We start from the raw sequence: 21,617 nt of genomic DNA, 5'->3' as shown, positions 1-21,617 counted from the left end.
CTTTCTTGATCGCCATCAAGCAGTTTTCAACCCCTCGCTTCCTATCATGGACCCGCCAAGCAAAGAGGAAGCGACCATGTCAGAGACCTTCACCAAAGGCATGGCCAGGAACATCTATTTTGGGGGAAGCGTTTTCTTCTTCCTGATATTCCTGGCCTTGACCTATCACACGGAACAGACCTTTCCAGAGCGCAGCAATGAGGCGCTATTAACCGAATCAGTGGAACGCGGCAAGTTGGTCTGGGAGCAAAACAATTGCATCGGCTGCCACACGCTGCTGGGCGAGGGCGCTTACTTCGCGCCTGAGCTGGGCAACGTGTTCCAGCGGCGCGGCGGCGAGGAGAGCTTCAAACCCTTCCTGCAGGCCTGGATGAAAATGCAGCCACTGGGTGTACCCGGCCGGCGCGCGATGCCGCAGTTCAAGTTGAGTGACCAGGAGGTGGATGACATCGCCGAGTTCCTCAAGTGGACCTCGAAAATCAACACCAATGGCTGGCCGCCAAACAAGGAGGGCTAAGCGATGAGCATTGCTAATCCGCATCTGAAATTCGCCTCGCAAGCCGTGGCCAAACCGTACTTCGTGTTTGCCCTGGTGCTGTTTCTCGGTCAGATACTGTTCGGTTTGATCATGGGCCTGCAGTACGTGATAGGGGACTTTCTGTTCCCGATCATCCCGTTCAACGTGGCGCGGATGGTTCACACCAACCTGCTGATTGTCTGGATATTGTTCGGCTTCATGGGGGCTGCCTACTACCTGATTCCGGAAGAGGCCGACCGCGAACTGCACAGTCCGAAACTGGCGATCATTCTGTTCTGGGTATTCGCCGCTGCTGGCGTGCTGACGATCCTCGGCTATCTGCTGGTGCCTTATGCCGGCCTGGCCAAACTGACCCACAATGAACTGCTGCCGACCATGGGACGGGAGTTCCTGGAGCAGCCGACCATCAGCAAGATGGGGATTGTGGTGGTGTGCCTGGGCTTCCTCTACAACATCGGCATGACCCTGCTCAAAGGTCGCAAGACCACCGTCAGCATGGTGATGATGACCGGGCTGATCGGGCTCGCGGTGTTCTTCCTGTTCTCCTTCTACAACCCCGGCAACCTGGCCCGCGACAAGTTCTACTGGTGGTGGGTGGTGCATCTTTGGGTTGAAGGCGTGTGGGAACTGATCATGGGGTCGATGCTGGCCTTCGTGCTGATCAAGATCACCGGAGTGGACCGCGAGGTCGTGGAGAAATGGCTGTACGTGATCATCGCCATGGCGCTGATAACGGGGATCATCGGTACCGGTCACCACTTCTTCTGGATCGGTGCGCCGGAGGTCTGGCTGTGGGTCGGCTCGATCTTCTCCGCGCTCGAACCGCTGCCGTTCCTGGCGATGGTGGTATTCGCCTTCACCATGGTCAAGAACCGGCGCCGGGACCACCCGAACCGCGCGGCCACGCTGTGGGCCAAGGGCACCACGGTCACCGCGTTCTTCGGCGCTGGCGTCTGGGGCTTCCTGCATACCCTGGCACCGGTCAACTTCTACACCCATGGTTCGCAGTTGACGGCCGCTCACGGTCACCTGGCCTTCTACGGTGCCTACGCGATGATCGTGATGACCTTGATCAGCTACGCCATGCCGAAACTGCGCGGGCTGGGCGAAGCAGCGGACGAGCGTTCGCAGCAACTGGAGATCTGGGGCTTCTGGTTGATGACCCTGTCGATGGTGATGATCACGCTGTTGCTGACCGCCGCCGGTGCCGTGCAGATCTACCTGCAGCGCTGGCCGGTCGATGGGGTCGCGTTGCCGTTCATGGCCACTGTCGATCATCTGCAAGTGCTGTTCTGGGCCCGTCTGGGCGCCGGTCTCGGTTTCTTCGCAGGGCTGATCTGCTACCTGTTCAGCTTCAAGCGGCGAGTGCCTTTGACGATCGCCGATGCGGCCGCTTGCGTCGTTCGCTCGTGAGTCGGGTAACGCTTTAGAGGAGGGCGGCCCGGCTGGTACAGCGGGCCGTTTTACATTGGTTTTCAGAGGAAAAAAACCATGGCCTTTACCGTCGAACTGGAAGAGTGGGTCGGCAGTGTCTGGCATCGCTTCATCACCCGGCGCGCCAGCCCGGATTTCCCCGACGCGCGGGTCGAACTGGCCAGCCAGCAACGTCCGCTGGCAGTGTTGTTTCGCGCCATGGGCGGTGCCAATGGCATCGGTGTCGAAGCCGCCAGCGACCGCGATCTGCTGCTGCGGCGCAATGTGCTGCAGCAGATCGCCGGCACCTGCAAGCAGGTACCGCTGGCGTGGTGCGACGCGGCTAACCTGCGGCTGCCGTCGAGTCTCGCGGTGTTTCCCGAAGCGGCACTGAACCAGGAGCTCTATCGCTGGCTTGCGTTGCTCGCGGCACAAGCCGGCCAGATGCGCCATTGGGGGCGGGACAATCAACGCTGGACGCAACAACTGCTGCGGCGCTATCCCGCGTTGCGTGCGCGGTACACACGCCTGGTCGATGCCCACCTGCAACTTCGACCGGATCCGGCGACATTGAATACCGCTGAAGCGGCCCTGGAGCGGGCGTTATGCCAGGCGTTGCGCGAGCCCGGCAGTGTCGAACACTTTCCCCGCAGCGAACGGGCGGCCTGGCCGCTGCCGCTGTGGTTGTACCCGCCGCAGAACCTCGCCAGCCCCCAGGCTGCCGACCTCGGTGACGAGTCCGAAGAATCGCTGACGACCCCTCCCGGTGAGCACAAAGGCGCAAGCAAACGCGCCAAACGCATCGATGAAGGCACCCGCGACGGCGGGTTGTTGATCGTGCGCCTGGAGAACCTGTTCAGCTGGACCGAACACGTGGACCTGGATCGCTGGTCGGACGACAGCGACAACCCGGACGCCGCCAGGGTCGCCGAAGACCTGGATGAGTTGAGCCTGTCGCGCACCCGCTTGCGCAAGGGCGGCGGCCTCAAGCTGCACCTGGATCTGCCCCCGGCGGATGTCGACGACATTCCCCTGGGCGAGGGCATCAAGTTGCCGGAATGGGACTATCGCAAACAGCAGATGCAGGAGGCCTTCGTCAACCTGCAAATGATGGTGCCCCGCGACTGTGAGGCGCAGCCATTGCCGCCGCGACTCAAGGCTTCGGCGCATCGTTTGCGGCGCCAGTTCGAGCATCTGCGCAATGACCGCCAGTGGTTACGCCAGCAACCCCAGGGCTCGGAACTGGACATGCAGGCCTGGCTGGATTTTCACGTCGAGCGCGAGCATGGCCAGTGTGCCGAACGCGGTCTATTCATGGAGCAACGCCAGACCCGCCGCGACCTGGCGTGCCTGTTGCTGGCCGACGTCTCGATGTCGACCGACGCGCACCTGAACGATGAACATCGGGTGATCGATGTGATCCGCGACACGCTGCTGCTGTTCGGCGAAACCCTGTCGGTGCTGGGTGATGATTTCGCCCTGTACGGGTTTTCCTCGCTGCGTCGCCACCAGGTACGGATGCAGGAACTCAAGTCTTTCACCCAGCGGTACGACGACAACACCCGCGGTCGCATCCAGGGGCTCAAGCCGGGTTACTACACGCGCATGGGCGCGGCCATACGCCAGGCCACGCAACTGTTGGGCAAGAGCAAGCGCCGCAGCAAACTGTTGCTGCTGCTGACCGATGGCAAACCGAACGATCTGGATTTATACGAGGGGCGCTACGGTGTCGAGGACACCCGTGAGGCGGTGCTGGAAGCGCGGCGCCAGGGGTTGACGCCGTTCTGTATCACGATTGATCGCGAAGCCGGGGATTACCTGCCGTACATGTTCGGTGCCAATGGCTATACCTTGATCCGCCAGCCGGAACAGCTACCCCTGCGGTTGCCGCAGTTGTACCGCCAGCTGACCCAGCCTTGAGCCCGGCTTGAGCGACGCAGCATCAGCCGGTGCTGCGCGGCAGCCAGAAAAACATGATCACGCAGAAAATCGTCAGGCCCACGCAAAACCACATGAACCGGCGCTGCCGGCGTTCCCCGGCGCGTCCGGCCAATGCCGGCAGGGGCATGCCGCATTGGCGGCATTCGGTTTCTCCAGGGGGATTGCCGTGTTGGCAATACAGGCAGACGGGCATGTCGCTCACTCGAACTGTTCCAGGCGCAGGCGGTCGAGAATGGCGATCTGGCGGCCGTCCTGGGTGATGATGTTTTCATCGATCAGGCGGCGGATGATCCGCGAAAAGGTTTCCGGCTGGATCGACAAATGCCCGGCAATCAGCTGCTTGGCCATCGGCAGTTCGAACTGGTTGTTAACGGATTGCTGGCGCACCAGCTGCGTCAGCAGGTAACGCACCACCCGGTGGGTGGCGTTTTTCAGGGACAGGGTTTCGATTTCGTTGACCCGTTGATGCAGGCGCACACACAGCTTGCCCAGCAACGCAAACGTCAGTCGGCTGTTGCTTTGCAGCAGGCGCATGTAGGTGTTGTTGGATAACCGGTACAACTGGGTGGGGCAGATCGCTTCGGCCGAAGCGACATAATTCGGGGTGTCCATCAGCATCATTGCCTCGGCAAAGGTTTGCCGATCGCCGATGACCTCGAACACTTTCTCCTGCCCATCGGGCGTCAGGCGGTAGATCTTCACCGCTCCGGCGATCACGAAGTAGAACGAGTCTGCCGGTTCACCCTGCCGGAACAGCGGCTCGCCTTTGTCGATGCTCAGCAAGTGGCTGGTACTCATCAATTCGTCCAGCTGTTCTTCGTTCAACGGCTCGAATAGATGATGACTGCGCAGAATCTGATGATGGACGCGGTGAAGCACCATGGGAATTCATCCTGAGAAATGAAGGGGGAGGGCAATCAAGTCAGACGAGGCCAAGGGAAACGCCGCTGGCCAGGGCCAGGACCGAGGTCAACACCACAAACCAGGCCAAGGGCTGGATGACTTTTTTCATGACGACTCCAGGGAGAGGTTTCTTTGATTTGCAAAAGCTTGAGCAAGACGCGGGCCATGCGCACAAGCCCTTGTTTATTGAGGCGGCCGAGGCGCAGGGTCAAAAAGACCCTAGGCTTTAGGGTTATTAGAACCCTTTAATGGTCATTTTTACCCTGGTTCTAATCACTGCCGTGGTCAATGGGCCAGGCCTGGCAAGGATCGGTGCGAGGGCACGCCCCTTGCACACTTAATCTGCGACAACTGCAATAAATCGGCGATACCCGATGATTGCAGCCTGATTGACCTCGGCGCGCGCAGGTCGGCGCCAGGTGGGCAACAAGGCAGAGGAGAGGTTTTTATGCAGGTGCTTGACCGCCGGAAAGCGATGGCCATTGCGCCGTTGTTACGATTGGCCTTTCGGCCATTTTTTCTCGCCGGCTGCCTGTTGGCCGTGCTGGCCATTCCGCTGTGGCTGGCCGCTTTCAGCGGTTCGATCGCCGATTGGCAGCCGGCCGGGGGGTGGCTGGGCTGGCACCGACATGAACTGCTGTTCGGTTTTGGCCTGGCGATTATTGCCGGCTTCCTGCTGACGGCCGTGCAGACCTGGACCGGTCGCCCCGGCGTCAGCGGCACACCGCTGGCGGCGCTGGCGCTGCTGTGGTTGTCGGCGCGCGTGGCGTGGCTGGTCAATGCACCGTGGCCGCTGCTGGCGTTGCTGGAGTTGGCATTCCCGCTGGCGGTGGCCGCGCTCATGGGGTTCACCCTGTGGAAGGTCCGGCAGACACGTAACTATCCGATTGCGGTGGTGCTGCTGTTATTGGCGGCGGCCGACGCCTTGTCCCTGTACGGCCTGGTCGAAGGTCATGAAGGCTGGCAGCGCCAAGGCGTGCTGACCGGTCTTTGGCTGGTGGCGGCGATGATGGGCTTGATTGGCGGGCGCGTGATTCCGTTCTTCATTCAGCGCGGCCTCGGCAAGGTTGAAGGCGTTACCCCCTGGCCGTGGCTGGACTGGCTGCTGCTGATCGGTTCGCCCCTGGTGGCGTTGTCCTATGCCGCAGGATTAGCGCTCGAGCCCAATCTGTGGATGGGCCTGTTATTTGCCGCGTTGGCCGCCGGGCATCTGGTGCGCCTGGTTCGCTGGCATGATCGCGCACTCTGGCGCGTGCCGTTGCTGTGGTCGTTGTACCTGGCGTATGGCTGGTTGGCGGTGGCTTGTCTGGGGATGGCGCTCTGGCATTTTGGCGTACCGATCAATCCGAGCCTGGCGGTGCATTGCCTGACCATCGGCGCCATGGGCGGCCTGGTGCTGGCGATGATCGCACGGGTCAGTCTCGGACACACCGGCCGGCCTCTTGAACCGCCGTCGGGCATGACCCTGGCGTTTATTTTGCTCAACCTGGCGTGTCTGAGCCGGGTGGTGTTGGTCCTGTTCCTGCCTTTGCCCGCGTTGTGGCTGGCCGGCCTGTGCTGGGCGCTGGCGTTCGGGCTGTACGCCTGGGGTTATGCGCCGATGCTGTTGCGGGGCCGGGTCGATGGGCATCCGGGATGAGCCTGCACATGAATGGAGGCGGCTGCTGATGATGTATCCCTTTTTACTGGTCACGCATTTGCTGGCAGCCATCGCCTTCATCGGCACGCTGTTTTTCGAGGTGGTGATCTGGCATCGAGCCCGCGAGCAGTTGACCGATACCGCGCAATCGACGGCGGACCAGGCGATTGCGGTGCGCTCGCGCAAGGTGCTGCATGGCGTGGTGGTGCTGTTGTATGGCGCCGGCATCGCCCTGGCCTGGCAACATCGCGGCGTATTGAGCCAGCCGCTGGCCAGCAGTTTTGGCACCTTGCTGAGCCTGAAGATCGTGTTGGCCCTGAGCATCATCGGCCATTACCTGTTGCTGGCGTACTGGCTGAAAAGCGCGCGGCTGACGGTTAGCCGCGCGAGCTGGATTCGCCGCAGCATCCTTGGGCACATGGTGTTGATCGTGATCCTGGCCAAGGCGATGTTCTATTGGCAGGGTTGATTGCTGGAAAACTTGTCGGTCAGTGTTGGCGCCTTCGCCGGCAAGCCGTAATTGTAGGAGCGAGCTTGCTCGCGATGGTCGTTAACGATAACGCGTGTTTACTGGTTAAACGCGGCGCTCTTGAGTCCATCGCGAGCAAGCTCGCTCCTACAATTACGGGTTGCCGGCGAAAGCGGCGTTACGGGTTGGTAATCAATGACGGGGTTTGAGGGCGTTGATGAACAGCACGTTGTTTTCCAGATGGATGTGTTGCATCAGGTCGTCCTTGAACTCCAGCAACCCGCGATAAAGCGCGCGCCAGGTGTTGCAGGCATCGGCCGGTGGAATGATGTGGTTGGTCAGTAGCAGCAGCTGGTCCAGCGCCTGGCCATGTTGATCATGTTCGAAGCGCAGCACCTGGATCGGCGGCGCGGCCTGAAGGCCGATGCCCTGTTGCAGCATCGGGAACAGCACTTGTTCCTCCTTGAGCATGTGCCCTTCGAGTTCCTGTTGCATGTCGGTCAGCAGATCGGCCAGGCCATTGGGGCAGCTGCTGCGGGCGCCATGCACCTGCTCGACACGGCGAGCCAGGCGGATCAGTTCCGGCAGTTGCTCGCGGTGGCGGGCGTGATAGCGCGCCAGGAGGTGGGCGATCAACGCCTGCGACGGTTCGTTGCGCCAGTCGAGTTGGGTGTCGCCGGCGTCTTGCAGGTCGTGCAGGGCATCGGCGATCAGCAGCGGATCGAGGTCCTTGCCAAGGGCAGCTTCGCGCAGGCTTTTATGCCCGCCGCAACAGAAGTCCAGTTTGAAGCTGTGAAAGATCCGGGTGGCGCCGGGAATGTCGCAGGCCAGTTGGCCGAGGCTTTGTTCAAGTAGGGTCTGGCTCATCAGGGAGTTCCTTGTATGGATTCAACGGTTCCCCAAGCTCGTTGCACCCGGCATGCCATAGTCAACTGATTGAAAAGCATCGATGTTTTTTTAATTGTGGTGATAGTCACCCTGACGCTTTAGGGTGAATCCAACCAAAGAGGGTACTTACTACCATGTTGCGTGAAAGCCTGGCGGCCGACCTGATTGTCGAGTTGCCCAATGCGGTGCGGTTGCAACGACTGGTCCAGACCCTGCGCGAATACTTCAACAGTGGCGCGGTGGGATTGCTGCGCCTGGATGACGACAGCCTCAGGCCGGTGGCGACCGTGGGGCTGGTGCATGAAGCCCTGGGGCGGCGCTTTGTCATTGCCCAGCATCCGCGGCTGGCGGCGATCATGGCGTCCCGCGAGCCGGTCTGGTTCGAGCCCGACAGCCGTCTGCCGGACCCTTACGACGGCTTGCTCGACGGCCACGTCGGCGAACCGTTGCCGGTGCATGACTGCATGGGCGTGAGCCTGTACGTGGAAGGCCGGATCTGGGGCGCGATCACCCTCGATGCGCTGCACGCCGGAACCTTCGACAGCCAGGCCCGGGAGGAACTCAAGCGCTGCACCCTGCAGATCGAGGCCGCCGTGCGGGTGACCCGGCTCGAGCAGGAAAACCGCAGCTTGCGTTTGTCCCGCAGCGATACCCTGGACCTGCGCATGCCCGTCGAGGAGGGCGAGATCCTCGGCCAGAGCGAGGTCTTGCATCAGTTGCTCAACGAGCTGGATGTGCTGGCCGACTCCGAACTGCCGGTGTTGCTGTTGGGCGAGACCGGTGTCGGCAAAGAGCTGTTCGCCCGGCGCTTGCACCGGCTTTCACGGCGCAACCACAAGCCGCTGATCCAGGTCAACTGCGCCGCCTTGCCGGAGTCGCTGGCGGAGAGTGAATTGTTCGGCCATGTCAAAGGCGCCTTTTCCGGCGCCACCAGTGACCGTGCCGGACGCTTCGATGCGGCCAACGGCGGCACGCTGTTTCTCGATGAAGTCGGTGAGTTGCCGTTGGCGGTGCAGGCGAAGCTGTTGCGTACGCTGCAAAATGGCGAGATCCAGCGCCTGGGCGCCGACAAGCCGTTGCACGTCGATGTGCGCATCATCGCCGCCACCAACCGGCACCTGCCGGACAGCATTCGCGAGGGTCTGTTCCGGGCCGACCTGTATCACCGGCTCTCGGTGTACCCGGTGCCGATTCCGCCCCTGCGCGAGCGCGGTAACGATGTGTTGATGCTGGCCGGGCATTTCCTTGAGCTCAACCGGGCGCGGCTTGGCTTGCGCGGCTTGCGCCTGTCGCCGCCGGCCGAGCGCGCGCTGTTGGCGTACACCTGGCCAGGCAACGTGCGGGAACTGGAGCATGTGATCAGTCGCGCCGCATTGAAGCAGCTGAGCCGAGGCAGCAGTCGCACCTTGATCATGACGCTGGAGCCGGAAATTCTCGATCTCGACAGTGCAATGGGGGCGCCAGGGGCGGCGGTCGAGCCGCTTGAGGCGTTGGTAGCCGATGCGCCGTTCCAGCCCCTGGGGGAAGCCGTCGACGATTACCAGCGCAAGAAAATCCTCCAGGCCCTTGCCCTGTCCGGGGAAAACTGGGCCAGTGCCGCGCGGATCCTGGAAGTCGATCCGAGCAATCTGCACAAACTGGCGCGGCGCCTGCGGCTCAAGTGATCGACAGTGTTGATGGCGGTCAAGGTGGTTTTGCGCAGTGCCTCGCACACTGGGCAAAACCCTTCGGAGATCGATGTCATGCCCCTGTCCCTGGCTCAATTGCGCCGTAACTACACCCTTCATGGCCTGCAAGACGACGCGGCGCCGGAGGATCCGCTGGCGATGTTCCGGCAATGGCTGCAACAGGCCCGCGACACCGAGTGCGCGCCCGTGGAGGCCAATAGCATGGTGCTCGCGACGGTCGACAGCGACGGACGACCGCACTGCCGGGTACTGCTGCTCAAGGGGCTGAGCGATGAAGGCTTTACTTTTTTCGGCAATTACCAGAGCGATAAAGGGCAGCAGCTGGCCGCAAATCCCCATGCCGCGATGACTTTTTTCTGGCCGGGACTGGAACGGCAGGTGCGCATCGAAGGCCAGGTGTCCAGGCTCGACCCGCAGCTCTCTGACGCGTACTTCGATTCCCGCCCGGTGGCCAGCCGCCTCGGCGCCTGGGCTTCACCCCAAAGCCGGCCGCTGGCCAGTCGCGCAGCCCTTGAATCCATGCTCGCGCACACCATCAAACGCTTCGTCGGCCACAGCGTCTCGCGGCCTGAGCATTGGGGCGGCTACTGCCTGCACCCGGACCGGCTCGAGTTTTGGCAGGGCCGTGCCGATCGGTTGCATGACCGGCTTGATTACCGGTTGCGCGATGGCGCGTGGCAGCGGACTCGCCTGGCGCCTTGAGGCCCGTTGCGCAAAACATGCAGCAATGGAGAACTATGTGGGAGCGAGCTTGCTCGCGATAGCGGTGGATCAGTCAACATCAATGTTGCCTGACAAACCGCTATCGCGAGCAAGCTCGCTCCCACAGGTTTTGTGTGCCCGACACAATCCTCTTATGTCCCTGTCGAGGTACCTCCTTGGAGGAATAGGCCCGCGCGCCATTCCGGTTCAGGCTTCGGGCCATACCCTCATCTACGGGAAGACCTGGACATGGCCCATCTGGCGCAACGCACTTTCGAACCCCTGAACATCGCCGTGCTGACCATCAGCGATACGCGCACCTTCGAGACCGACAGTTCGGGACAGACCCTGACCGATTTGCTGCAGACCGCCGGGCATGTCCTGATCGATCGCGACCTGGTCAAGGACGACGTTTATCAGATCCGCGCCAAGGTCTCCCACTGGATCGCCGATGCTCGGGTACAAGTGATCCTCATGACCGGCGGCACCGGTTTCACCGCTCGCGACAACACGCCGCAAGCGGTGCTGCCGTTGCTGGACAAACACGTGGAAGGCTTCGGTGAGCTGTTCCGCCAGGTGTCCCTGGTGGAAATCGGCATGTCCAGCCTGCAGTCCCGGGCCCTGGCCGGAATGAGCAACGGCGTGCTGGTGTGCTGTGTTCCGGGTTCGCCGGGGGCCTGCCGCACCGCCTGGAACCAGATCCTGCTCGAACAGCTGGACAGCCGCACCGGCCCGTGCAACTTCGCTCCACATTTGAAGCCGCAGGCACAACGACTCATCGACGCCTGCGAGACACGCCCATGAGCGCCCGGGTGTGCGACCTCGGCAGCCTGATGCCGGTGGACGAGGCCATCCGCCGTCTGCTGGATCAGGCACCGCCGCCGCCCCCGGGGCAGATGATCGATCTGGATCAGGCCTTGGGCCGGGTACTGGCGTGCGATATTCATTCCCCGGTGAACCTGCCGGCCTGGGACAACAGCGCCATGGACGGATACGCCCTCAGGGCCGCCGATCTGCCGGCGGAGGGTGGCTGGCTGCCGCTTGGCGGGCGAATTGCCGCGGGCGACCCAGCCTGTTCACCCTTGCTCGCGCAACAGACGGTGCAGATTTTCACCGGTGCGCCGTTGCCCTCGGGTGCCGATACGGTGGTGCCGCAAGAGCGCTGCCAGGTAGAAGGCGAGCGCGTGTGTTTCCCGGCGGTGAGCCCTGGGGATCACGTGCGCAAGCTGGGCGAGGAAGTCCGCCGCGGCGATCTGTTGCTCCAGGCCGGCAAACGCCTGCGCGCCCAGGAAGTGGGGTTGCTGGCCGGCGCCGGTATCGCGCGGGTCGAGGTCTATCGGCCGCTGCAGGTGTGCCTGCTCAGCAGCGGCAATGAGCTGCGCGAGCCGGGCGAGGCCTTGGCACCGGGGCAGATCTACAACAGCAATCGCCATTGCCTGGCCGCGTTACTGCGCGGCTGGGGCGTCGAGGTGCACGACTATGGCGTTATGGCCGATGAGTTGGCGGCCAGTCGGCACGCGTTGAGCCTGGCCTCTTCGGAATGTGACCTGCTGCTCAGCTCCGGGGGCGTCTCGGTCGGTGGGGAGGATCATCTCAAACAGGCGATCGAGGAACTGGGTCGCATCGATTTCTGGCGCCTGGCCATCCAGCCGGGCAAACCGCTGGCCTTCGGCGAAGTGGCCGGCAAACCCTGGATCGGTATGCCGGGCAATCCTTCGGCGGCGCTGATTACCGCGTTGGTGGTGGTGCGTCCGTTGCTGCTTCGGGCCCAGGGGGTGACTGACGTATTGCCGCTGCCCTTGAGCGTGCCGGCCGGATTCGACTGGCTGCAGAGCAACAAGCGTCGCCAGTATTTGCGGGCACGACTGATCCCTGGCACTGACGGTCAGTTGCGCGTGGAGCTGCACCCGCAGCAAAGCTCGGCGATGTTGACGGCCGCCTGTTGGGCCGAAGGCCTGGCGGTGATCGAGTGCGAACAGCAAGTGCTCAAGCACGACAACGTGAAGTTCCTGTCCTTCGCCGACCTGATGCATTGAGGGCAATTGATTGCCGTCAAGGCTGTGCCTGCCGGTCTCGCTAGACTGGCAGCGCCTTTTTCGCCCGATGCGCCACAGGCGTCGATGGACGGGCGAGACGCGATTTCCCATGAGGATTACCCATGCAACTGGTCTGCCCGGCAGGGAACCTGCCTGCGCTTAAAGCGGCGGTTCGCCAAGGCGCGGATGCCGTCTATGTCGGTTTTCGCGATGACACCAATGCCCGGCATTTCGCCGGGCTGAACATGGACGACAAGCAGTTCGACGCCGCGGTCGCCCACATCCGCCAGCATCAGCGCAAACTCTACGTCGCGGTCAACACCTACCCACAACCCAAGGGTTGGGAGCGCTGGCAGCGGGCGGTGGATCGCGCCGCCGATTTCGGTGTGGATGCGTTGATCGCCGCCGACCCCGGGGTGCTCAACTATGCCAGCCAGCGCCATCCGCAACTGGCGTTGCACCTGTCGGTCCAGGGCTCGGCGACCCATGCCGCGGCGCTGCAATTCTATGCGCAGCGCTACGGCATCCGGCGCGCGGTGCTGCCACGGGTGTTGTCCCTGGCGCAGGTGCGCCAGGTCGCCGCCAGCAGTCCGGTGCCCATCGAGGTTTTTGGTTTCGGCAGTCTGTGCATCATGGCCGAAGGGCGTTGTCATCTGTCTTCCTACATTACCGGCGAGTCGCCGAACCTGTGCGGTGTCTGTTCGCCGGCCAAGGCGGTGCGCTGGAGCGAAGACGCCGAAGGCTTGAGCGCACGCCTCAGTGAAGTGCTGATCGACCGCTACACTCCCGACGAACCGGCCGGTTACCCGACCCTGTGCAAAGGCCGCTTCCTGGTCGGCGGCAAACGCTTCCATGCCCTGGAGGAACCCACCAGCCTCGACACCCTGGACCTGCTGCCGGAGTTGACGGCCATCGGCGTCGAAGCGGTCAAAATCGAGGGCCGCCAACGCAGCCCGGCCTATGTCGAACAAGTCACCCGCGTCTGGCGTGCGGCACTCGATGCCCACCGTGGCGCGCCGGCCAATTTTCGGGTCAAGGACGAATGGCGCCGGGTGCTGGCCGGTCTTTCCGAAGGCAGCCAGACCACCCTGGGTGCTTATCATCGATCATGGCAATGAGGGACGGCACATGAAGCTCAGCCTTGGACCTGTCCTGTTTTACTGGGACAAACAGCAACTCAGTCAGTTTTACGCCGAGATGTCGGCCTTGCCCCTGGACGTGATTTACCTGGGGGAAACCGTGTGCTCCAAACGCCGGTCCTTTTCCCTGGATCAATGGCTGGGTTTGGGTCGCGAACTACAGGAATGCAGCCAGGCACAGTTGGTGATCTCCAGCCTGACCCTGATCGAGGCGGCGTCCGAACTTTCCAGCCTGCGCCGGCTCTGCGACAACGGTCAGTTGCTGGTGGAGGCCAACGACATGGGCGCGGTGCAGTTGCTGGCCGAGCGCAAGCTGCCGTTCGTGGGCGGTCCGGCGCTGAATTTGTACAACGGTCATGCACTGGCGCAATTGTTGGACAGCGGCATGATCCGTTGGGTACCGCCGGTGGAATGCTCGGCGGCGCTGATTGGCGATGTGCTTGGCCAGGTGCGGGAACTGGGGCGTGCGGTGCCTGAGGTTGAAATTTTCGCTTATGGGCATTTGCCCTTGGCCTATTCCGCACGGTGCTTCACGGCTCGGGCGGAAAACAAGCCCAAGGACGACTGCCAGTTTTGCTGCATCAACTACCCCGATGGCCTGGCGTTGACCAGTCAGGAAGGGCAGGCGTTGTTCACCATCAACGGCATTCAAACGATGTCGGCCGAGGTGACCAATCTGCTGGCGGATTACGCCGGGCTGGTGGCCTGCGGTGCCGATCTGTTGCGCCTGAGCCCCCGGGCTGAAGGCATGGCCGAGGTGGTTGCCGCCTATCAGCGGGTTCGTCTGGGCGAGATGCCGCCGTTGTTCGTCGAAGGTTGCAATGGTTATTGGCATGGCCAGGCCGGGATGTTGCGCGTCGAGGAGGTCGGCCTGTGTTGAATCGTAAAAAGTGGTTGTTGAAAGGTGCCGACCGGTTATTGCCGCTGGTGCGCAAGGTGCCGTTTGCGGTGCAGCGCCTGGCGTTGCAGCAGGCGCTCAATCGCTGCCTGGCCGAGCCGTTGCGCGACGGCGAATTTGAAGTGTTGCGCGGGCGCTGGCTGTGCCTGCGGATTCCGGATCTGGGGTTGTCCTGGTACTTGACGCTCAGCCGGGAAGGCTTGCGGATTGCCGGGCACGCCCCAGCGGATGTGACCATCAGTGGTAACTGGCGGGAGTTTCTGCTGCTGGCCAGCCGTCAGGAAGACCCGGACACGCTGTTCTTTCGCCGGCGCCTGGTGATCGAGGGCGATACCGAGCTGGGGCTGGCGTTGAAGAACCTGATAGACAGCCTGGATCCTGACGTGTTGCCGGTGTGGTTGTGGCGCAATCTGGAACGGGCAGGGAAGGGCTTGGCGGCAAGCTGACCAACACATAACCCCTGTGGGAGCTGGCTTGCCAGCGAAGGCGGTACAACAGTCGACATCCATGTTGAATGTGCCACCGCCATCGCGGGCAAGCCCACACAGTGATTTTTGTTGTTTCTCAGGCCATCGTTTCCTGGCGGTTTTCTTCCTGCAAGGCATCAGTGGCAATCAACTGCCTGATCACTTCAAACAACTCCTCGCCCTGCGCCTCGGTGCAGTCTTCGCCATTGCGTTTGCGCAGGCCGTGTTGGTTGAGGATCAGGTGCACATCCGCATGAAGGTCATGCTGCTTCAAGCAGTTCTCGACACATTCCAGCGCACAACCGTCCAGCGCAAAGATCCGCCTACCCGAGGCCGCCTTGTTGACCAGCGCCGCCACGTGCCCGCCAACCCCGACGATGCAGGACATTTCCGCCAGGCCGCTGCGATCCAGGCGCACGGCCAGGGTGTTGGCCAGCTGGGCCACATTGCTACAGCCTGAGCAGGCGTACACCAAAGGCAAGGTTGAACGGGGCATGGGCACTCTCCATGGGATGGACTGGTCCAGTGTGCAACGCCGGTGGCATTGCGCAATGACTGCGGTCAATTGCATCTATTGAAATGCTGCCAGATCCTCTTCGGCGAGGATGCTGATATTGCGCCGCTCCATGGCGATCAGGCCGCTGTCGACCAGCCGATGCAGGATCCGCGAAAAGGTTTCCGGCTGAATCCCGAGTTTGGACGCCACCAGGCGTTTGGAGACCTGCAAGACGATCCGGTTGGTGAGCGGGTTGCGCTCCTGGAACAGGAAATTGATCACCCGCCGACTCGCGCTGGCCATGGTCAAGGTGTCGATGTCGCGCAGCCGCAGGTGCAGGTGCACGCTCATGCTCGCCAGGATGGCCAGGCACACCTTCGGCTGGTCCTCCAGGGCGCTGCGGTAATGGCTGCCCTCGATACTCACCAGCACGCTGTCCTTCAGCGCCGTGGCGCTCACCGGGTACAGCCGGGCCTGGCTGAACAGCAAGGCCTCGGCAAAGGTCTGGCCGGGCTGGATGATCTCCACCAGGTTTTCCTGGCCTTCGCCGGTGAGCCGGTACAGCTTGATCTGGCCGCTGACCAGCAGGAAAAAGCGCTTGGCAGGATCCCCCTGGTGCATGAGCGTGCTGTGACAACTCAGGCGCTTGAGCATGGCCAGGGCGCAGACTTCCTCGAAGACTTTCTCCGGCAGTTGGCTGAACAGGTGGTGCCGGCGCAACGTTAAAACGATGGAAGGGTGGGTCAGCATGGCGTACCTCCGCTGACGGTCATAGTAAAGAGCATGCGGCAATTGCCCTATGCCTCTGCAGGACTACCTCGAAAGAGGCATGTCCCTCAGCCCGCACTGCGCAAGTGCTCCATGGCCCACACCGCCGCCTCGACCCGCGAGCGCAAGCCGAGTTTGTGCAGCAGGTTCTTGACGTGAACCTTGACCGTGCCTTCGGTGATGCCCAGCTTGTGCCCGATGACCTTGTTGCTGAAGCCGCTGGCGATGGTTTTCAGGACCTGGCGTTCCCGCTCGGTCAGCTCCACCACGGCCTGGCGCGGCGGCGAGCGCAGCGCCTGGGCCATGACTTGGGTCAGGCCCGGGCTGATCACCAGCGCACCGTGCAAGGCATCGCGGATGTACTGCACCAACAGTTCGGGCTCCATGTCCTTGAGCAGATAGCCGTCGGCGTCCAGGCGCAGTGCGTCGCGAATATCGTCTTCGGCGTCCGAGACCGTGAACAGCAGCACCTTGCCGCTGTAGTGCATCGCCCGTAATTGACGCAGGGTTTCGATGCCGTTCATTTGCGGCATGTTGTTGTCGAGCAGCACCAGGTCCGGTCGCAGCGGCTCGATCAAGGTGAGGGCTTCTTCGCCGTGGCTGGCTTCGCCGACGATCTCGAAGTCATCTTCAAGCTCGAGCATCTGGCGGATGCCGTGACGCATCATCGGATGGTCATCGACCAGCAGGATTCGGTGTCGCGGGGACGGAGTCATGTGACGCTACCTTCTGTTTGCTGTCCGAGAAACTCCGGGCGGAATTCCAGCTGGACGCGGGTGCCCTGGGGCGCCCTGGAAATAATCTGCAATTGGCCGCGCAAGCTGCGCGCCCGCTCATCCATGATGTTCAGGCCGTGGTGTTCGCGCTGATCGACCTTGCCGCTGAACCCGCGCCCGTCGTCTTCGACGCTGAGCCTGACGGTTTCACCGTCCTGACGCAGTTCGAGCCAGGCGCTTTGCGCATGGGCGTGGCGCAGGCAGTTGGAGAGCGCCTCGCGGGTGATCTGCAAAATATGGATTTGCTCGCTGGCCGATAGCTGAAAAGCCAATGCGTCGACATGCAGGTGCACCTGGAAATCCCCGCGTCGGGAAAACTCCTCGGCGGTGTCCCTGAGTTCCTGCACCAGCCCCGCATCGTGGATCTGCAAGCGAAAGGTGGTCAGCAGCTCGCGCAGTTGGCGGTAGGCGTTGTTCAGCCCCTCGCGCAGTTCCGCCGTGACGTTTTCCAGGGTCTCCACCGGCTCACCACGGCGCATCAGGGTCTGCAGGCGACTGACCTGCAGCTTCATGTAGGACAGGGCCTGGGCCAGTGAGTCATGCAGCTCGCGGGCGATGATCGTGCGCTCGTCGAGCAACAACAGCCGGTGATCCTGTTCCCGCTGGCGCTTGAGCGAGAGCGAGGTGCCGATCAGGTTGGCCAGGGCCTGGATCAGCTGGGTTTCCCAAGCTTGCGTGGGATGGCCGTCGACAAAATGCGCCTTGAGTTCCCCCAGTTCGTTGCCCTGGTTGCTGATGCTGAAGGTTTGCGGACTGGCGGTATGGTGCTTCTGGCAGGTGGCGCAATCGCTGCTGGCGCACACTTCGCGGATGTTCGCGCCATGCAGGGCGAGCAACTGCTGGGCCGGCGCCTGGGATTGCCCTTGCAGGCACAGCGACAGGCGCAAGCCCGGCAGGCGTTGCTGGAAGCGCCGGATCAACTCATCCAGACCTTCGGCATTGGCCAGGCGTGTGGCCAGGCTGCGGCTGCTCTGGTACAGCAGCTCGAGGGCGGCATTGGCTTGCTGCAGGTTCAGGGTTTTTTGCCGCACCTGACTCTCCAGGGTGCGGTGCGACTCTTCGATCGTCTCGGCCATGGCGTTGAAACTCGTGGCCAACTGACCCAGCTCGTCCTGGGATTGATGATTGACCCGCACCTTGAAATCACCGCGACGAAAGCGCTGGGTAGCCAGCACCAGCTCCTGCAGGGGCGTGATCACGCTGTACTGCAATTCATACAAGCCGATCAGCAGGACGATCAGGGTGGTGAACAGGGCCAGGCCCTGGATCACCTGTTGCCAGCCTTGCTTTTGTTCACTGCGGCGTTGCAACAGGCTGACGAACTGATTCAGTTGTTCGACGAAGGGCAGGGCGTTGGCCTGGAAGGCCGCACCATCGCCCCGTTCCAGTGCCGGGCGCAAATGCTCGGTCCAGTACTGCTGGAGTTGCCCGTAGCTGATTTGCAAAGCGGTGTTCGGACCATCCTCCAGCACCGCCTTGAGTGAATGGCTGTTGAGGCGATTCTGCAGGCTGTCGGCAACGCTGGTGATGTCTTCGCGGGAGGCGCCTGCCGCCAGTTTCCAGCTCAGGTGATAGGTCTCCATGCGCACCGAGCCCGCGGTGTTGATCGCCGCCGCATCGCCCTGGCTGAACCAGGCGATCAGCCCGGCGCTCAATGAGCTGGCGAGGGCGAGCACGGCGATCAGGATCACCGCCAGCCCGGCGCGAGCGGGCAGGGAGCTGCGCAACCAGCGCAGCATCAGCGCAGGTCCGTCGAAAGGACAGGAAAGACGAGCATGCACAGCTCCAGAGTAGGTCGTTGTTCGTTATGGCCTCTTCGCGGGCAAGCCTCGCTCCTACAGGATTGAAGTCGTTCCCGTTTTGATGTCCGGCCTTGACTCCTGTAGGAGCGAGGCTTGCCCGCGAAGGCGATTTTAAAGAACAACCGCCGATCCCGGGCGCGCTACCTCTAAAGAGTTGTCGACTGATCCGTGTCAGCAAAAACCTTGGAAGAAATCCCTAAGACGCTGATAAACCAACGGTTTCAGGGTTTCCCTGTACTACCTCCTTAGAGGTAGACCGCACAAGCATAGGCCTATGCCCCCATGGGCTACGTTGATATGGATCAAGTTTTTGCGGGGTCGGCCTCTCTAGTCTGCAGCCGTGGCTAACTGACTGGAGAGCATCGTGACCCAACCCCGTGTACGACAAGGCCTGGTGCTGGGCATGAGCACATTGGCCTTCACTGTCTGTTTCATGGTCTGGATGATGTTTGCCGTGCTCGGTGTACCGATCAAGGACCTTCTCCAGCTCAACGAAACCCAGTTCGGCCTGCTGGCCGCGACCCCGGTACTGACCGGCTCGCTGGTGCGTTTGCCGTTGGGCTTGCTGACCGACCGCTTTGGCGGGCGCAGCGTGTTCTTCCTGCTGATGCTGGCCTGCGTCGCTCCGCTGTACCTGATCAGCCACGCCACCGCCTACTGGCAGTTCCTGGTGCTGGGCTTGTTTGTAGGCCTGGCCGGCGGCTCGTTCTCGGTGGGGATTGCCTACGTCGCCAAATGGTTCGACAAGGAGAACCAGGGCTTCGCCATGGGCATCTTCGGCGCCGGGAATGCCGGAGCCGCGGTGACCAAGTTTCTCGCCCCGGCGCTGATCGCTGCCGGCAGTTGGCAGCTGGTGCCGAAAGTCTTCAGCGCGATCCTCTTTATTACCGCGTTGTTGTTCTGGTTCCTCAGCGCCGAAAACAAGGACCACCGCAGTGCCACTGGCGCCACGTTGCGTGAGCAATTGAGCTCGCTGAAGGACCCGGCGGTGTGGCGCTACTGCCAGTACTACTCGATCGTTTTCGGTGGTTATGTCGCCCTCGCGCTGTGGATGACCAAGTACTACGTGCAGGAATACGGTTTCAGCCTGCAAAGCGCGGCGCTGCTGGCGGCCTGTTTCTCCCTGCCCGGCGGCGTGCTGCGTGCCGTCGGCGGCTGGATGTCGGATCGCTGGGGTGCGCAAAGCGTGACCTGGTGGGTGTTGTGGGTCAGCTGGATCTGCCTGTTCCTGCTCTCGTATCCCCAGACCCAACTGCAAGTGCAAACGATCAACGGCCCGGTGGATTTCCACATCGGCCTCAATCCCGCGCTGTTCACCGTGCTGCTGTTCGTCATGGGCATCGCCTTCGCGTTCGGCAAGGCCTCGGTCTTCAAATACATCGCCAACGACTACCCGAAAAACATGGGTGCGGTGTCCGGCATCGTCGGCCTCGCCGGTGGCCTGGGCGGTTTCGTGTTGCCAATCCTGTTCGGCGCCCTGGTGGACCTCACCGGCGTGCGCTCTTCCTGCTTCATGTTGATGTACGGCGTGGTCTGGGTCTCCCTCACCTGGATGTACTTCAGCGAGATACGCAAAAGCCCGGTGCTGGGTAAAGCGCCGCCGCTGACCCAGTCCCCGTTTTCCAGCATTGCCCTAGGAGAAGAACATGTCCGTTCTGCAAAAGCCTGACAAAGGCCCGGTCATTCATGACTGGCGCCCCGAGGACCCAGCATTCTGGGGAAGTAGCGGCAAACAGACCGCCACGCGCAACTTGTGGATTTCCATTCCTGCGCTGCTGTTGGCCTTTGCGGTGTGGATGGTCTGGAGCACGGTGATCGTGCGTTTGAACGCCATCGGCTTCAGCTTCACCACCGACCAGCTGTTCTGGCTGGCGGCGTTGCCGGGGCTGTCGGGGGCGACCTTGCGCGTCTTCTATTCCTTTATGGTGCCGATTTTCGGCGGCCGGCGCTGGACCGCCCTGAGCACCGCATCGCTGCTGTTGCCCTCGATCTGGATGGGCTTCGCCGTGCAGGACCCGAGCACCTCTTACAGCGTGTTCGTGTTGATTGCCTTGCTCTGCGGTTTTGGTGGCGGCAACTTCGCCTCGAGCATGTCCAACATCAGCTTCTTCTACCCCAAGTCGCAGCAGGGCACGGCCCTTGGCCTCAACGCCGGGCTGGGCAACCTGGGCGTCTCGGTGATGCAGTTCTGTGTACCGTTGGTGATTACCTTCGGTGTGTTCGGTTTCATGGGCGGCTCGCCGCAAGCCCTGCCGGACGGTGGCCAGCTGTGGTTGCAGAACGCCGGTTTCATCTGGGTGCCGTTCATTGTCCTGGTCACGGTGCTGGCCTGGTTCGGCATGAATGACCTGTCCAGTGCCCGCGCTTCCTTCAGCGAGCAGGCGGTCATCTTCAAACGCAAACACAACTGGCTGATGTGCTGGTTATACCTGGCGACTTTCGGTTCGTTCATCGGTTTCTCCGCCGCATTTCCACTGCTGATCAAAACCTCGTTTCCTGATGTCATCGCCTTGAAATTCGCCTTCCTCGGCCCGTTGGTCGGTGCGCTGGTACGCCCATTGGGCGGCTGGCTGGCGGACAAGCTCGGCGGCGCGAAGGTGACCTTGTGGAACTTCGTGGCGATGATCGCGATGGTCTTCGGCGTCATGCACTTCCTGCCGCAGAACGGTGAGCCCGGCAACTTCTACGGCTATCTCGGCATGTTCATGCTGCTGTTCATTACCACCGGCATCGGCAACGGCTCCACCTTCCGCATGATCCCGGTGATCTTCCGCACCCAGCACGAAAAAGCCTCGGCCGGAAAACCACCGGCAGTACGCGAACAAGCCTTGAAAAACGCCGGCAAAGAGTCAGCCGCGGTCCTGGGCTTCAGCTCGGCCATGGGCGCCTTCGGTGCGTTCTTCATTCCCAAATCCTTCGGCTCTTCGATGGCCCTGACCGGTGGCCCGGAGATGGCCTTCTACATGTTCGTCGGCTTTTACCTGAGCTGCATCGTGGTGACGTGGTGGTGGTACGCGCGCAAAGGCGCCGCGACTCCCTGCTAAGACGACCCGA

21 protein-coding genes are annotated in these 21,617 nt (G+C 62.2%); 14 read left to right on the top strand and 7 right to left on the bottom strand.

From position 1 onward, the window contains the following. The first annotated feature begins 76 nt into the window (after window positions 1-76). The 3 genes from PMA3_RS16295 to PMA3_RS16285 all read left to right on the top strand — a co-directional run bounded on the left by PMA3_RS16295 (window position 77) and on the right by PMA3_RS16285 (window position 3,871). Entirely contained in the window at window positions 77-517 is a 441-nt protein-coding gene (locus PMA3_RS16295; RefSeq protein WP_064678126.1) for a c-type cytochrome, read from the top strand. A gap of 3 nt (window positions 518-520) precedes the next feature. After that, window positions 521-1,951 (top strand): cbb3-type cytochrome c oxidase subunit I, encoded by a 1,431-nt coding sequence (locus PMA3_RS16290; protein WP_064678125.1) that lies wholly within the window; start codon window positions 521-523, stop codon window positions 1,949-1,951. 78 nt (window positions 1,952-2,029) lie between these two features. Continuing rightward, the gene (locus PMA3_RS16285; protein ID WP_064678124.1) at window positions 2,030-3,871 is read left to right on the top strand and encodes a nitric oxide reductase activation protein NorD; all 1,842 of its coding nucleotides are present in this window, start codon (window positions 2,030-2,032) and stop codon (window positions 3,869-3,871) included. 22 nt (window positions 3,872-3,893) lie between these two features. Here PMA3_RS16285 and PMA3_RS16280 read toward each other — a convergent pair whose 3' ends face one another. After that, complete coding sequence (locus PMA3_RS16280) at window positions 3,894-4,085, bottom strand: hypothetical protein (RefSeq protein ID WP_064680724.1); 192 nt, start codon at window positions 4,083-4,085, stop codon at window positions 3,894-3,896. A 5-nt stretch (window positions 4,086-4,090) separates the two neighbouring features. Next, a complete protein-coding gene (locus PMA3_RS16275) occupies window positions 4,091-4,774 on the bottom strand; it encodes a Crp/Fnr family transcriptional regulator (RefSeq protein WP_064678123.1) in 684 nt (227 codons plus the stop codon). Between the two features lie 469 nt (window positions 4,775-5,243). Here PMA3_RS16275 and PMA3_RS16270 point away from each other — a divergent pair, with 469 nt between their 5' ends. Both PMA3_RS16270 and PMA3_RS16265 read left to right on the top strand, forming a co-directional pair. Continuing rightward, window positions 5,244-6,434 carry an NnrS family protein gene (locus PMA3_RS16270; RefSeq protein WP_064678122.1) on the top strand — a complete coding sequence of 397 codons (1,191 nt, stop codon included), beginning with the start codon at window positions 5,244-5,246 and terminating at the stop codon, window positions 6,432-6,434. Window positions 6,435-6,465: 31 nt separating this feature from the next. After that, window positions 6,466-6,903, top strand: a complete 438-nt coding sequence (locus tag PMA3_RS16265) for a CopD family copper resistance protein (RefSeq protein WP_082930478.1) — start codon at window positions 6,466-6,468, stop codon at window positions 6,901-6,903. A gap of 192 nt (window positions 6,904-7,095) precedes the next feature. Here the strand turns inward: PMA3_RS16265 and ytfE are convergent, their stop codons facing one another. Continuing rightward, the gene (ytfE, locus tag PMA3_RS16260) at window positions 7,096-7,770 is read right to left on the bottom strand and encodes an iron-sulfur cluster repair protein YtfE (protein WP_064678120.1); all 675 of its coding nucleotides are present in this window, start codon (window positions 7,768-7,770) and stop codon (window positions 7,096-7,098) included. 155 nt (window positions 7,771-7,925) lie between these two features. Here ytfE and norR point away from each other — a divergent pair, with 155 nt between their 5' ends. From norR to ubiT, 7 genes are all read left to right on the top strand, one after another. Further along, entirely contained in the window at window positions 7,926-9,455 is a 1,530-nt protein-coding gene (gene norR / locus PMA3_RS16255) for a nitric oxide reductase transcriptional regulator NorR (RefSeq protein ID WP_064678119.1), read from the top strand. Window positions 9,456-9,533: 78 nt separating this feature from the next. After that, a complete protein-coding gene (gene pdxH / locus PMA3_RS16250; protein ID WP_064680723.1) occupies window positions 9,534-10,181 on the top strand; it encodes a pyridoxamine 5'-phosphate oxidase in 648 nt (215 codons plus the stop codon). A 249-nt stretch (window positions 10,182-10,430) separates the two neighbouring features. Next, entirely contained in the window at window positions 10,431-10,985 is a 555-nt protein-coding gene (gene moaB, locus PMA3_RS16245) for a molybdenum cofactor biosynthesis protein B (protein WP_064678118.1), read from the top strand. After that, the gene (locus tag PMA3_RS16240; protein WP_064678117.1) at window positions 10,982-12,217 is read left to right on the top strand and encodes a molybdopterin molybdotransferase MoeA; all 1,236 of its coding nucleotides are present in this window, start codon (window positions 10,982-10,984) and stop codon (window positions 12,215-12,217) included. The genes moaB and PMA3_RS16240 overlap by 4 nt, the downstream gene beginning before the upstream one ends. 122 nt (window positions 12,218-12,339) lie before the next feature. Next, complete coding sequence (ubiU, locus tag PMA3_RS16235) at window positions 12,340-13,335, top strand: ubiquinone anaerobic biosynthesis protein UbiU (RefSeq protein ID WP_064678116.1); 996 nt, start codon at window positions 12,340-12,342, stop codon at window positions 13,333-13,335. A 10-nt stretch (window positions 13,336-13,345) separates the two neighbouring features. Continuing rightward, window positions 13,346-14,236 (top strand): U32 family peptidase, encoded by an 891-nt coding sequence (locus PMA3_RS16230; RefSeq protein ID WP_064678115.1) that lies wholly within the window; start codon window positions 13,346-13,348, stop codon window positions 14,234-14,236. Further along, on the top strand, window positions 14,230-14,700 hold the full coding sequence (gene ubiT, locus PMA3_RS16225; RefSeq protein ID WP_064678114.1) for a ubiquinone anaerobic biosynthesis accessory factor UbiT: 471 nt from the start codon (window positions 14,230-14,232) through the stop codon (window positions 14,698-14,700). The genes PMA3_RS16230 and ubiT overlap by 7 nt, the downstream gene beginning before the upstream one ends. Window positions 14,701-14,818: 118 nt before the next feature. Here the strand turns inward: ubiT and PMA3_RS16220 are convergent, their stop codons facing one another. From PMA3_RS16220 to PMA3_RS16205, 4 genes are all read right to left on the bottom strand, one after another. Further along, window positions 14,819-15,217 (bottom strand): putative zinc-binding protein, encoded by a 399-nt coding sequence (locus tag PMA3_RS16220; RefSeq protein ID WP_064678113.1) that lies wholly within the window; start codon window positions 15,215-15,217, stop codon window positions 14,819-14,821. A gap of 75 nt (window positions 15,218-15,292) precedes the next feature. Continuing rightward, on the bottom strand, window positions 15,293-15,967 hold the full coding sequence (locus tag PMA3_RS16215) for a Crp/Fnr family transcriptional regulator (RefSeq protein WP_064678112.1): 675 nt from the start codon (window positions 15,965-15,967) through the stop codon (window positions 15,293-15,295). 86 nt (window positions 15,968-16,053) lie between these two features. After that, a complete protein-coding gene (gene narL / locus PMA3_RS16210) occupies window positions 16,054-16,701 on the bottom strand; it encodes a two-component system response regulator NarL (protein ID WP_064678111.1) in 648 nt (215 codons plus the stop codon). Continuing rightward, on the bottom strand, window positions 16,698-18,500 hold the full coding sequence (locus PMA3_RS16205) for a HAMP domain-containing protein (protein WP_064678110.1): 1,803 nt from the start codon (window positions 18,498-18,500) through the stop codon (window positions 16,698-16,700). The genes narL and PMA3_RS16205 overlap by 4 nt, the downstream gene beginning before the upstream one ends. A gap of 427 nt (window positions 18,501-18,927) precedes the next feature. Here PMA3_RS16205 and PMA3_RS16200 point away from each other — a divergent pair, with 427 nt between their 5' ends. Both PMA3_RS16200 and PMA3_RS16195 read left to right on the top strand, forming a co-directional pair. Beyond that, window positions 18,928-20,232 carry an MFS transporter gene (locus PMA3_RS16200; protein WP_064678109.1) on the top strand — a complete coding sequence of 435 codons (1,305 nt, stop codon included), beginning with the start codon at window positions 18,928-18,930 and terminating at the stop codon, window positions 20,230-20,232. Then, entirely contained in the window at window positions 20,210-21,607 is a 1,398-nt protein-coding gene (locus PMA3_RS16195) for a NarK family nitrate/nitrite MFS transporter (RefSeq protein ID WP_064678108.1), read from the top strand. The genes PMA3_RS16200 and PMA3_RS16195 overlap by 23 nt, the downstream gene beginning before the upstream one ends. The last annotated feature ends 10 nt before the right edge of the window (window positions 21,608-21,617 follow it).

It is taken from the genome of Pseudomonas silesiensis, assembly GCF_001661075.1.
Lineage (GTDB): Bacteria > Pseudomonadota > Gammaproteobacteria > Pseudomonadales > Pseudomonadaceae > Aquipseudomonas > Aquipseudomonas silesiensis.
This window is presented reverse-complemented; position numbering and strand designations above follow the sequence as displayed.

Excerpts from the sequence above, each read along its gene's own strand:
- PMA3_RS16295 (WP_064678126.1), top strand. The coding sequence starts at position 77 with ATGTCAGAGACCTTCACCAAAGGCATGGCCAGGAACATCTATTTTGGG.
- PMA3_RS16290 (WP_064678125.1), top strand. The coding sequence starts at position 521 with ATGAGCATTGCTAATCCGCATCTGAAATTCGCCTCGCAAGCCGTGGCC.
- PMA3_RS16285 (WP_064678124.1), top strand. The coding sequence starts at position 2,030 with ATGGCCTTTACCGTCGAACTGGAAGAGTGGGTCGGCAGTGTCTGGCAT.
- PMA3_RS16280 (WP_064680724.1), bottom strand. The coding sequence starts at position 4,085 with ATGCCCGTCTGCCTGTATTGCCAACACGGCAATCCCCCTGGAGAAACC.
- PMA3_RS16275 (WP_064678123.1), bottom strand. The coding sequence starts at position 4,774 with ATGGTGCTTCACCGCGTCCATCATCAGATTCTGCGCAGTCATCATCTA.
- PMA3_RS16270 (WP_064678122.1), top strand. The coding sequence starts at position 5,244 with ATGCAGGTGCTTGACCGCCGGAAAGCGATGGCCATTGCGCCGTTGTTA.
- PMA3_RS16265 (WP_082930478.1), top strand. The coding sequence starts at position 6,466 with ATGTATCCCTTTTTACTGGTCACGCATTTGCTGGCAGCCATCGCCTTC.
- ytfE (WP_064678120.1), bottom strand. The coding sequence starts at position 7,770 with ATGAGCCAGACCCTACTTGAACAAAGCCTCGGCCAACTGGCCTGCGAC.
- norR (WP_064678119.1), top strand. The coding sequence starts at position 7,926 with ATGTTGCGTGAAAGCCTGGCGGCCGACCTGATTGTCGAGTTGCCCAAT.
- pdxH (WP_064680723.1), top strand. The coding sequence starts at position 9,534 with ATGCCCCTGTCCCTGGCTCAATTGCGCCGTAACTACACCCTTCATGGC.
- moaB (WP_064678118.1), top strand. The coding sequence starts at position 10,431 with ATGGCCCATCTGGCGCAACGCACTTTCGAACCCCTGAACATCGCCGTG.
- PMA3_RS16240 (WP_064678117.1), top strand. The coding sequence starts at position 10,982 with ATGAGCGCCCGGGTGTGCGACCTCGGCAGCCTGATGCCGGTGGACGAG.
- ubiU (WP_064678116.1), top strand. The coding sequence starts at position 12,340 with ATGCAACTGGTCTGCCCGGCAGGGAACCTGCCTGCGCTTAAAGCGGCG.
- PMA3_RS16230 (WP_064678115.1), top strand. The coding sequence starts at position 13,346 with ATGAAGCTCAGCCTTGGACCTGTCCTGTTTTACTGGGACAAACAGCAA.
- PMA3_RS16220 (WP_064678113.1), bottom strand. The coding sequence starts at position 15,217 with ATGCCCCGTTCAACCTTGCCTTTGGTGTACGCCTGCTCAGGCTGTAGC.
- PMA3_RS16215 (WP_064678112.1), bottom strand. The coding sequence starts at position 15,967 with ATGCTGACCCACCCTTCCATCGTTTTAACGTTGCGCCGGCACCACCTG.
- narL (WP_064678111.1), bottom strand. The coding sequence starts at position 16,701 with ATGACTCCGTCCCCGCGACACCGAATCCTGCTGGTCGATGACCATCCG.
- PMA3_RS16205 (WP_064678110.1), bottom strand. The coding sequence starts at position 18,500 with ATGCTGCGCTGGTTGCGCAGCTCCCTGCCCGCTCGCGCCGGGCTGGCG.
- PMA3_RS16195 (WP_064678108.1), top strand. The coding sequence starts at position 20,210 with ATGTCCGTTCTGCAAAAGCCTGACAAAGGCCCGGTCATTCATGACTGG.